11 protein-coding genes are annotated in these 10910 nt (G+C 60.5%); 3 read left to right on the forward strand and 8 right to left on the reverse strand.

The annotated features are described in order from the left end of the window. Nucleotides 1–596: 596 nt before the first annotated feature. The 7 genes from Q1A06_RS17710 to Q1A06_RS17740 all read right to left on the reverse strand — a co-directional run bounded on the left by Q1A06_RS17710 (nucleotide 597) and on the right by Q1A06_RS17740 (nucleotide 7037). A complete protein-coding gene (locus Q1A06_RS17710) occupies nucleotides 597–1955 on the reverse strand; it encodes a HAMP domain-containing sensor histidine kinase (RefSeq protein ID WP_299566751.1) in 1359 nt (452 codons plus the stop codon). Next, nucleotides 1952–2608, reverse strand: a complete 657-nt coding sequence (locus tag Q1A06_RS17715) for a response regulator transcription factor (protein ID WP_299566753.1) — start codon at nucleotides 2606–2608, stop codon at nucleotides 1952–1954. Before Q1A06_RS17715 ends, Q1A06_RS17710 begins: the two co-directional genes overlap by 4 nt. Next, the gene (locus tag Q1A06_RS17720) at nucleotides 2583–3356 is read right to left on the reverse strand and encodes a phosphatidylcholine/phosphatidylserine synthase (RefSeq protein WP_299566755.1); all 774 of its coding nucleotides are present in this window, start codon (nucleotides 3354–3356) and stop codon (nucleotides 2583–2585) included. The genes Q1A06_RS17715 and Q1A06_RS17720 overlap by 26 nt, the downstream gene beginning before the upstream one ends. A 10-nt stretch (nucleotides 3357–3366) precedes the next feature. Continuing rightward, nucleotides 3367–3768, reverse strand: coding sequence for a diacylglycerol kinase (locus Q1A06_RS17725; protein ID WP_299566757.1), 402 nt, complete (start codon nucleotides 3766–3768; stop codon nucleotides 3367–3369). Beyond that, nucleotides 3765–5429: a phosphoethanolamine--lipid A transferase gene (locus tag Q1A06_RS17730; protein WP_299566759.1), complete on the reverse strand. Its 1665-nt coding sequence runs from the start codon at nucleotides 5427–5429 to the stop codon at nucleotides 3765–3767. Before Q1A06_RS17730 ends, Q1A06_RS17725 begins: the two co-directional genes overlap by 4 nt. A 169-nt stretch (nucleotides 5430–5598) precedes the next feature. Next, the gene (locus Q1A06_RS17735) at nucleotides 5599–6522 is read right to left on the reverse strand and encodes an MYG1 family protein (protein WP_299566761.1); all 924 of its coding nucleotides are present in this window, start codon (nucleotides 6520–6522) and stop codon (nucleotides 5599–5601) included. 203 nt (nucleotides 6523–6725) lie between these two features. Beyond that, nucleotides 6726–7037 (reverse strand): ETC complex I subunit, encoded by a 312-nt coding sequence (locus tag Q1A06_RS17740; protein ID WP_299566762.1) that lies wholly within the window; start codon nucleotides 7035–7037, stop codon nucleotides 6726–6728. A gap of 167 nt (nucleotides 7038–7204) precedes the next feature. Between Q1A06_RS17740 and uvrB the strand changes: the two genes are divergently transcribed. Then, nucleotides 7205–9409 carry an excinuclease ABC subunit UvrB gene (uvrB, locus tag Q1A06_RS17745; protein ID WP_299566764.1) on the forward strand — a complete coding sequence of 735 codons (2205 nt, stop codon included), beginning with the start codon at nucleotides 7205–7207 and terminating at the stop codon, nucleotides 9407–9409. A 9-nt stretch (nucleotides 9410–9418) separates the two neighbouring features. Here the strand turns inward: uvrB and Q1A06_RS17750 are convergent, their stop codons facing one another. After that, the gene (locus Q1A06_RS17750) at nucleotides 9419–9838 is read right to left on the reverse strand and encodes a hypothetical protein (RefSeq protein WP_299566766.1); all 420 of its coding nucleotides are present in this window, start codon (nucleotides 9836–9838) and stop codon (nucleotides 9419–9421) included. A gap of 86 nt (nucleotides 9839–9924) precedes the next feature. Between Q1A06_RS17750 and Q1A06_RS17755 the strand changes: the two genes are divergently transcribed. Together Q1A06_RS17755 and Q1A06_RS17760 are read left to right on the forward strand one after the other, a co-directional pair. Then, nucleotides 9925–10110, forward strand: a complete 186-nt coding sequence (locus Q1A06_RS17755; RefSeq protein ID WP_299566768.1) for a PLD nuclease N-terminal domain-containing protein — start codon at nucleotides 9925–9927, stop codon at nucleotides 10108–10110. 145 nt (nucleotides 10111–10255) lie between these two features. After that, on the forward strand, nucleotides 10256–10903 hold the full coding sequence (locus Q1A06_RS17760; protein WP_299566770.1) for a hypothetical protein: 648 nt from the start codon (nucleotides 10256–10258) through the stop codon (nucleotides 10901–10903). Nucleotides 10904–10910 lie beyond the last annotated feature (7 nt).

The raw sequence follows: 10910 nt of genomic DNA on the forward strand, positions 1-10910 counted from the left end.
TGCATCACTGCGCCGCCGGTGAAGGGGGTTCTAGGCCTAACACACATTTCCCGCAACACCTTTCTTCATAGAAAATGACCAAAGGGTCCATTTTTTACGATCAGGCGCGCCAGAAACTGGCAAAGCACCTTATTTTTATGATCCGTTCGGATTGGCGGTCAAAGCAATTTTTCTCACCGACCCCAAGATTTGCCCCGTTTTCATCCGCTTTGCCGTCAAATGAGGCAGAAAATTTGCCTCTCGCCCCCCCCCTTTTCGCCTCCGACTGCGATTCTGGGCGAGTCGTTTGATGGAATCAGGCGTCTGTTTTTCCAATCGGCGCGTTGTGCGTTTCCCGTACAGATGATTCCCCTGACTGGCAGATGTCCTAAGACCAGATCACCCCCGGCATTGAGCCCCCGCATGGCTCCAGCCCTGTCAGTGGTCCGGGTTTCAGCGCCACCGCATCCAGCACGGGAAGATTTCGGTACGTTCCTGCAGGTATGCGCCGTCTATCTACCCTTGCTCGGGTATGCTGTGGAACGCGATGCACAGACCTTGAACGGTACTCTCACGACGGACGCCCCCGGTTGCATGGCCGCCGTGCGTCCGACCCTTCATTCCCGCAATACGCCCGAATGAGGCGGCAATGTCAGGACCGCCATAAATCCCCGCGTCCCTTTTGGTCGCGGCGAATAGATTTGAAGCCTGCACCCCGACTGGTCACACAGGTCCTGCACGATCGACAAGCCAAGGCCGAAACCATCGCCACCGAGTTCGTGACGGGTGAACCTCTGTTTGATCTGTCCCAGCGCACCGGCGCTGAGCGGGGCGCAGTCGTTGGAGATTTCTACGCGCCCGACCCGACTGGCATCCACGATGACCGGCGTGCCCTCCGCTGCGTATTTTAGCGCATTATCGAACAGGTTGTTCAGAATAATGCCGATCGCATCGGGATCGGCACGGCTCCGCCATTCTGCGGCGGGTTGCGCGATGACCAACCTGTCAGGCGACGGTGCGCGCGCGCGCAGTTCTTTCAAAAGCATGGCAATCACCGGTCGCATATCGGTCTCGGCCGCGTTTCGCCCCAGACCGGACTGCGCGCGTGCCATCTCCAGCAGCCGTTCGACCAACCGCACCAGGCGCTTCAGCCCCAATTCGATCTCGGCCGCGTCGCGGGTCATGGCCGGGTCTGGGAGTTTCGATTTCAGCCGCTGCACGTGCGCGAGGCAGATCGCAATGGGCGTACGCAACTCATGGGCCGCGTTGGTTGCGAATGCGCGCTCGGCCGCCAGCACTGCGTCGAGCCTGACCATCAGCGCATCGAGGGTGTCGATGGCGGGTTCGAATTCGGCAAAGGAGTTGCCGCGTTCGATGGGTGACAGGTCATGTTCGTTTCTGGCGGCGATGTCGGCGCTCAAATCGGCGATCACCCTAACGGAACGGCGCACTGCGCGGTACGCGGCCCCCGCGAACAGCAGACCAAGCAGGGCAAAGCCCACAACCACGCCCGCCAGCACATCGCGGATCGCCTCGTTGCGTTCGATCATCGGGGTCGCCACGATGACGGCCCTGCCGTCTTCGCCGCGCACGATCGCATAGCGGTGGTGCCGCGCGGTTGCCATGCCTGCGGCGATCCTTTCCGGGAACAACGCCGGATCCGCACCGCGCGCCTGTTTCACGATCCCGCCTGCTGCATCAACAAACCAGAACATCGTCCGTTCGTCCGGCTCGTACGTGTCCAGTTCGAAATCTAGCAATGTCGCATAGTCCGGGACCACTGCACCGCCGGCCGACGTCGTCCAGATGTTCAACAGCAGGTTCGCCTTGCTGGTCAGCGCCAGATCCTGCAACTCGTCATATTCCTCCCGGACAAGGGTGTAGACGATGAAAACGCCCAACAATACCACGATGGCTCCCGGCAGGATCAATGCGCCGGTCAGGCTCCGCAAAAGGCTGGCAGGGCGACGCGTCATGGTTGCAGCATGTAGCCCATACCGCGATGCGTCACGATCAGATCCTTGCCGAGCTTCGCGCGCAACCTGCTGATGTGGGCTTCAAGCGCGTTGCTCTCGACTTCTTCACCGTACGCATAGATCGCCGCTTCGAGGCTTTCTTTCGGGACGACCTTGCACTTTCGGCGCAACAGCACCTCGAACACGCCCCACTCCTTTGCGGTCAGCCGGATCGTCTGTCCGCCCCGCGTCACGCTGTGCGCCGACATAGACACGTCAAGATCACGGATCACGACTGATTGGCTTATCTCGTCCATGCTGCGGCGGCACACCGTGTGAATGCGCGCCGTCACCTCGTCGAGATCGAAAGGTTTGATCACATAGTCATCCGCCCCGCGATTGAGCCCGTCGATCCGGTCCGAAATCTTGTCACGGGCGGTCAGGATAATGATCGGGGTGCGGATATTGGCGCTGCGCACATCGCTCAGAAACGACAACCCGTCGCCGTCCGGCAGGCGCAGATCCAGCAGAACGACATCATAGTCCAGCGCACGGATGGCACTTGCGGCCTCGTCGAGGGTGCCGAACCATTCGACGATGTTCAGATCGGCCTCAAGATGCTCTTTCAGCGGTCGGGCCAGCGCCGCTTCATCCTCGATCAGCAGAATGCGCATGAATATCCCGCAAGGCTTTGGTGTGTTTGTGGTCGGACAGATATGAAAACGGCAGGGACAGCATGTAAAGACAATTTCCTACGATGAGTGTCGGCCATGGGTACAGCGTCAGGCAAACGACCAAACCCGCCATGGCCGACAAGACGAACGGCAGGCGCCTGCCTCCGATACGCACATGTTTGACCGAAATCGTTGCGAACGGGCTGATGGCCAGAAGCGACACGGCCATCACAAAGACGGCGCCCGCAAGCGGCAGGTCGATGCTGTGCCAGCCCGACAGGCGCACGAACACCGGCATCAGCGCCAGACTGGCGAGTGCAGGCGCGGGCACCCCGGCGAAACAGGTGTTCTTGTTCTGCCCGCTCGCGGTTTCTTTGGCCGACACGTTGAACCGCGCGAGGCGCAGCGCACAGCAGACGGCAAGCATGAGCACTGCCAGCCATCCGATGCTGTCACAAGCGCTGCCCCTATAGAGGCTGGTGTACAGAATGATCCCCGGAACGATGCCGAAGTTGAAAAAATCCGCGAGGGAATCCAGTTCCGCGCCAAACGCGCTTTGCGCTCCGAGGTGACGCGCCAGCCTGCCATCGGCGGCATCCAGAACCACCGCGAGCAACACAAAGCACAAAGCCGCCTCGATGTTATGCGCAAGGGTCATCCGAAGGGCGGCCATGCCCGCACAGATTGCCAGGGCAGTGACGACACTCGGCGCCACGCGGCGCATCCGATTGCGGAATGGCTGGCTCATCTGCGCCGCCTCATGTCGCCGCCATGGACCGGGCGATCACCGCAAGGATGAACACGCCGTTCGCGCACACCAGGCACATGGTCGCGAGCGACCCCAGGTCTTTTGCGTCACGGGCAAATTCGGCCCAGTGCGGCGCAAGGTGATCGACGATGCACTCAATCGCGGTGTTCAGTGCCTCCACTGCAACGAGCAAGAGAAACATCACGGCGAGGATCGCAAATTCGACCATACCCGCACCGACCACCGCAAAGACGCCCGCGCTGATCGCAAGGGCCAGCACGATGTGGCGAAAAGCGGTCTCACGCCATAACCGGCGCAAACCGCTCAGGGAATACCCGGTCGCTGCCAGAACATGTGCAACGCCGGTGATCCGCGCGGGCTTCGGGCGGGGCGGTTGGTTGTGATGTGTCAATTCAGTACCTTTCCCATAGCAGTCTTGCACGACGCAAAGATATCCAGGGCGGCATCATGCTCAACCGTCTGTATATCAAGCATCCCGAGCAGCGAATGGAATAAATTGTCGTGCGACAGGGCTGCGTCCTTCTTGGCCGCGACACAATCCCGGTTGATCGCAAACCCGGTTTGATAGGCCTGCGACATCCACAGGATCATCGGTACTTTGGTCTGAACCTCAGGTGCCATGAAATAGGGCGATCCGTGCAGGTACAGCCCTCCTTCGCCGAGCGACTCGCCATGGTCGGAGATATAGAGCATGGCGGTGGAAAGCTCGGCGTGCGATTGCAGCACCGCGATGGTCTGCGCCAGAATCTCATCTGTATAAGCGATTGTGTTGTCGTAGGCGTTGACGATCTCGGCGGTCGCGCAATCCTTGAATTCCGCCGTCCGGCAGGCAGGCGCAAACCGCTCGAACGTCTGCGGATAGCGCAAATAATACGTCGGGCCGTGGCTGCCGATCTGGTGCAGGACCAGGACGGTATCCTCGGTTATCGTGCTTGCGTAGTCTTCCAGTGCCTGCATGAAGATGCCGTCCATGCATTCACCCGCTGCACAGAAGGTATCGTTGCGGGTGTTGGTGAAAGAGCGCGACGCGATGCGGTCCGCAAGGTTCTTATGACCGGTATTGTTGTCCCACCATTCGACATGCAGCCCCGCATGGCTCAGCACATCCAGAACATTCTCGTGCGATATGCCTTTTTCGTACGAGTATCCTCTGCGGGTGAATTTCGAGAACATGCAGGGCAAAGATGTCGCCGTCGCGGTCCCGCACGATGCCACATTGGCGAAACTGACAACCGGCAGGGCGGCAAGCCCTGGGTTTGTTTCTCGTGCATAGCCATTGAGGCTGAAGTTCTGCGCGCGGGCAGTTTCGCCAGCGACGACGAGGACCAGAAGCGGTTTGCCACGGTCCGGATGGGACGCCCCCTTGCGTGCATCCTCGCCAATCGATGCAACGGGTACATTCGCCGTGCGCGACATCATCCGGGCATAGCGGATCGCACCCACCAGCGGTGCACCGGGCTGAAAACTGCTCATCAAATCCTTGCGCTCGCGCAGGATCGACGCATACGATTTCAGATCCGCCATCAGCAGACCCGCCGCCAGCGCGAGGCTTGCCGCGAACGCCACCACCGGCCCGACAACCGTTCGCAGCGCCCCGTGCCGCCGGATCCGCACGCATGCCACCAACACGGCGGGCACAATACCCCAGAGAACCACATGGGACACGAAATCGAAGGTGATCAGATGTTTGGATTCCGTGACTGTTGTCACCATCGCATTCTGGATCATATCGCGGTCGACGATCACACCAAGACGATCCATGTAATAGGACGTAACGGCGCTGAGAATCAGGATGAAGGCAAGAAAAGGCTTCACCGCCCAAGGGTAGGCAAAAAGACTGAAGGCCGCGAAGAGCAGAAGGAAAACCGCGAGGACATACCCCGCAAACGACAGCGGATGCCCCGCAAAGATTGCGACAGCCGTCGACCAGAAAGTGGCATTGTAAAAACAGAAGATGAAGAAGACCGAGAGACCGGTAAGCTGCGTGGGTGTCAGACTGACCGTGCCGCGAAACCGTGCAACACCTGCGTGAATGGCGTGTGTGGGGATCATAATTCGGAACCTGCGCTATTGCGTACAGTGCTCCTGACCACCTCAACCTGACGAAAACCTTACAGCCGCGCAGCCGCGACACCTGATCCTATGCTGACGCCATGGAACTGTTCGTTGCGGCCCGGTTGGTCGCGGCGCATCCCGACAGCCCGCCGCGACAAAGGGCAGTCTAACCCAGGGCTTCCCTGACTGCGATATCTGCCATTTCGACCACCGCCGTGCGCGTGGCCGCCACCGCGATGAACCGTCCGTTGTGACAGAACCGCGCCCCGGCGACCCCGCTTGCCGCTTCGAGTGCTTCATCGGTCAATCCGGCCCAGGCCGCAGGTAGATCCGCGCGATTGTCGAACGTGTCGTCGCCCGTGCGGATCGTGGTAAGCGCCCAGTCGGTGCCGCGCGGGTGGACCACGAACAGCAGGTGATCCGCGCCCATCGCTTCGACGGCCGCGCGAAATGGCATGCCCATCGGCAACTCGAGAACACGCCCGTCACCGGCGGCCGCGACCGCCGTCTGGATCACGGAAAGCGCCCGGTGTTCCGCCGCCCGGTGCCTGACCTGCGCCTCGAAGAGCGCGCCGGCGATGGGCTGCGCGTCCCGGAATGCGCGGTCGTCGGCGAAAGTCTCGCGGACATCAAAGACGGGCCTGAGGCTCTCCAGCAGCACCGGAAGGGTCAGCCCTGCAAACAACGGCCCCGCCTCGGCGGCATTCACGGCCCCGTTGTCAAGCAAATCGATGGGCAAGACGAACCCGTCGTCCAACCCGTTGTGGATCGCTTCAATGTCGTGCTCTGGCACGTCCATCGCAAGCAGGTAGTCGCGGCCATACTGCGCCCAGATCAAACCGAACGAGCTGTAGGGCCGGCCATCGGTCCGCAAGGGGTTGGGCCGCTGGTGGTGGTCGAAAATTTGCGCCGCCGCATTAAACCCGCCCCCGACATCGAAGATGATCCTGTCCGGGGCCGGTGCAGTCCAGCTTTTGTCCCGCGTGCGCACCAATTCGGCCAAGGGGAACAGACGCGCCAGAATGACAGAAGACAAAAGCTCATCCGCATGAAAACTGCCGGAATGGGTGACGAGATAGGCGATGGTCATAGCGTGCGGGCTCCGCTGGGCGTTGACGATATCAGAACAGCGAACGGGCGCACGATCATGCCATTCTGACCTTCTCCCGCGTCATCTACCGCACCAGACCGGTACGGAGACGTGCAAAACGACTGCATTGAACCCTTTCGAAAAGGTATTTCACTCGATCTCTTCAACTCCGCGAACACTCTGGCTCAATCCAATAGGACCGACTAGTGCGTCCACGCCCCCCGACGGCCGGTCGCGAAATTCTCGCCATAGCCTCCTGCCCGGATATTGGGCTTACGGCGGTTCGGATCCTGCACCTGCACGTCAATATCGTGCTCCTTGGCATACTCGACCGCCTCTTCGCGGGTGTCGAACTGCAATCTAACCTGACTTTGCGTATCCGTTGAAGAGGTCCAGCCCATCAACGGATCGACCTCACGTGCCTCGGCGGGCGCGAACTCGAGAATCCATCTATGGGTTTTTGCCGTACCGGAGGACATGGCGGTTCGGGCTGGCTGGTAGATTCTGGCGCGCATCGGACACTCTCCGTCAGTTGATGCACCGGATATGGCACGCGGGTGCCACACGATCAAGAGCGCGACTGCGGGCCCACCTGACAGTTTCTGTCAGCACATACCACACAGCCCTTGAACGCGGCCCCAAAGATGACACCTATAGCGGACGCCTGAGAGAAAGTCCTGCCATGCCCTACGCCCACTCCGACAGAAGCGAAGCGACCACCGTTCTGGCCAACCCTGCTCCCGACGTGCGCAACCGTCCCAAGCTGGAAGGCGGCAAGCGGTTCCGCCTCGCGACGGAGTTCGAGCCGGCGGGCGATCAACCGATGGCGATCAAGGAACTGTCCGAGGGTGTGGATGCAGGCGAGCGCGATCAGGTGCTGCTGGGGGCGACGGGCACGGGCAAGACATTCACCATGGCCAAGGTGATCGAAGAAACACAACGCCCCGCGATCATCCTCGCCCCGAACAAGACGCTGGCCGCACAACTGTACGGTGAGTTCAAGGGGTTCTTTCCGGACAACGCGGTCGAGTATTTCGTCAGCTACTATGATTACTACCAGCCTGAAGCCTATGTCGCGCGCTCGGATACCTTCATCGAGAAGGAAAGCCAGATCAACGAACAGATCGACCGGATGCGCCACTCCGCCACCCGCGCGCTGTTGGAGCGCGACGACGTGATCATCGTCGCGTCCGTGTCGTGCATCTACGGCATCGGCTCGGTCGAGACCTACGGCGCGATGACGCAGGATCTCAAGGTCGGACAATCCTACGACCAGCGGCAGGTGATCGCGGATCTGGTGGCACAGGCATACCGGCGCAACGACGCGTCGTTCCAGCGCGGCGCATTCCGGGTGCGCGGCGACAGCCTCGAGATCTTTCCCGCGCACCTCGATGACCGGGCCTGGAAGCTGTCGTTCTTCGGGGAAGAGCTTGAGGCGATCACCGAATTCGATCCACTGACCGGCGAGAAAACCGGCACGATGGAACAGATCCGCATCTACGCCAACAGCCACTATGTGACGCCGAAGCCCACGATGAATCAGGCGATCATCGGCATCAAGAAAGAGCTGCGCCAGCGGCTCGACCAGCTTGTCGGCGACGGCAAACTGCTGGAAGCGCAGCGACTGGAACAGCGCACGAACTTTGATCTGGAGATGCTGGAGGCCACCGGCGTGTGCAACGGGATCGAGAACTACTCGCGCTATCTGACGGGCCGCGCACCCGGTGAGCCGCCCCCCACCCTGTTCGAGTTCATTCCCGACACTGCAATCGTCTTTGCCGATGAATCCCACGTCAGCGTGCCGCAGATCGGCGGTATGTACAAAGGTGACTTCCGGCGCAAGATGACGCTGGCCGAACACGGCTTCCGCCTGCCGTCGTGCATGGACAACCGTCCGCTGAAGTTCGAGGAATGGGATGCCATGCGCCCGCAATCGGTGTTTGTATCCGCCACCCCCGCCGCGTGGGAGCTGGAACAGGCGGGCGGCGTCTTTACCGAACAGATCATTCGACCAACAGGCCTGATCGACCCCAGGATCGAGATCCGCCCCGTCGAGATGCAGGTCGACGATCTGCTGGACGAGGTGCGCCGCGTGGCCGCCGACGGCTACCGCACGCTGTGTACCACTTTGACCAAGCGGATGGCCGAGGATCTGACCGAGTACATGCACGAACAGGGCATTCGCGTGCGCTACATGCACTCTGACATCGACACGATCGAGCGGATCGAGATCCTGCGCGATCTGCGCTTGGGGGCCTTCGACGTGCTGATCGGGATCAACCTTCTGCGCGAGGGTCTGGATATTCCCGAATGCGGGCTGGTGGCGATTCTGGACGCGGACAAGGAAGGTTTCCTGCGCTCGGAAACGTCGCTGATCCAGACCATCGGACGGGCCGCGCGCAACGCCGACGGGCGCGTCATAATGTACGCCGACCGCATCACCGGCTCGATGGAGCGGGCGATGGGCGAGACCGAGAGGCGCCGCGCCAAGCAGGTTGCTTATAACGAAGAGCACGGCATCACACCGACGACAGTCAAGAAGAACGTAGAGGACATCCTCGCCGGGCTCTACAAGGGCGATACCGATCAAAACCGTGTGACAGCAAAAGTCGACAATCCGCTGGCGGGCGGCAATCTGCAGGCCGTGCTCGACGGGTTGCGCACCGACATGCGAAAGGCCGCCGAAAACCTCGAATTCGAAGAGGCCGCGCGCCTGCGTGATGAGGTCAAGCGGCTGGAGACTGTCGATCTGGCGGTTGCCGATGATCCGATGGCACGCCAGTACGCGGTGGAAAAGGCCGTGGACGACGCGCACAAGGCGTCCGGGCGCAGCACCATGGGACGCGGCGGGATGCGCGGCGGAGTCAAACGCCGCAAAGGCCGCTAAACCGGCACGCTAAACGGGCGGGCGCCGCAGCTTTTTCGACAGGCTGACGCGCCCGCCTTTTTCAATCCGTCCGGTAACCAGCCAATTCCTGCGCAGATTCGGGACCTCTGATGCCCAGACCCGAAATCGGTCACGGCTCACGATCTGAAGCCCTTCGGCGTCCGCATGAGCCAGCAACGCCCCGTCGGCAGGGGTTCCGCGTGGCATGACCCTGACCGCGTCCGCGCGCAGATCCAGCGCATCATGCAGTGCCCGGTCCCCCCTTATCCGTCCCACACTGTGATCGAAAAGAACCAAAGGTACATGGCCGCGCATCCGCAGCGCATCGGTCACCAGCCGCACAGTTTCCATATCCGGCCCAGCGCCGCGCCAATACAGGACGTTGGACCCATCCACCAGCAGTGTGCGCACCGATATACCGCTCCCCATGACAAAATGTCGCAACTCTGCGGAACAATTTCCGAGGGTCACGTGTTCAGTCCCCAATAGCAAATGCAGCAAAGAAGGAACATCAAATGGAATATGGTCTTCTCGGACTCATCATCCTCATCGCCGACATTTACGCGATCTACCAGGTCTTCACCTCCAGCGCCTCGGGCCTGAGCAAGATCCTGTGGACCATTGGTATCCTGGTGTTCCCGGTCGTCGGCTTTATCGTCTGGCTGATCGCCGGCCCGCGTGGCGGCAGTGTCAACGCGTAACAGCATCCGTATCTGAATTGACGAGGGCCCGGCATTTGCCGGGCCTTTTTTCTTGGGAGGCCCCTTCAGGGTAACCGTTTATTAACCATAGTTAATCAACTTCGAACACAGGAGAACCTTGCCTGTGCTGCCTCGCCTTGTCGCTTTGCTATTTGTTTGTTGCTGTGCGGGCCAAGCGGATGCTGGTGCATGGCTACGCGACAAAGGAGCAAGCTTCAATTCGACCTCGTTTACCAGCACCCACTCCCTCGATACCACGAGTCAGACTTACCTTGAATATGGCCTGACATCCAAAACGACCATAATCGCCGATATCGGTTTCTTGCGCCCGCGCTATGGTCCGCACGGCGGCTATGCCACGCTGTCCATCCGGCGCGCGCTGGGGCCGACGGATCGAAAATCGAAATGGGCCTACGATGTGGGTATCGGTGCCAACTGGGCCGGTGATGTCGTCCTGCCGCATATCCGCACCGGGCTCAGTTGGGGGCGCGGTATTGAGATCACCGAAAAAACCGGCTGGATCGCGGTCGACGCGGCGGTTGTCTGGGATCTGACTTATGCGCTGCATCTGGGTAAAATCGATACCACGGTCGGTATCAATTTTACAGAAACAACCGCGGGAATGGTGCAGCTTTATTCCGGATATCTGAACGGAGATACATTCGGCACATTTGCACCGTCTTTGGTTCTGTCGCCGAAGTTCACCAAATTCCGCATTCAGATCGGTACGGAAAGCGAGATCGGGAACCTGCGCAACAGCGCGGTCAAGATCGGCCTTTGGCGGGATTTCTGAAACAGGC

Origin of the sequence: uncultured Sulfitobacter sp., from assembly GCF_947497275.1 — a bacterium.
Taxonomy (GTDB): Bacteria; Pseudomonadota; Alphaproteobacteria; order Rhodobacterales; family Rhodobacteraceae; genus Sulfitobacter.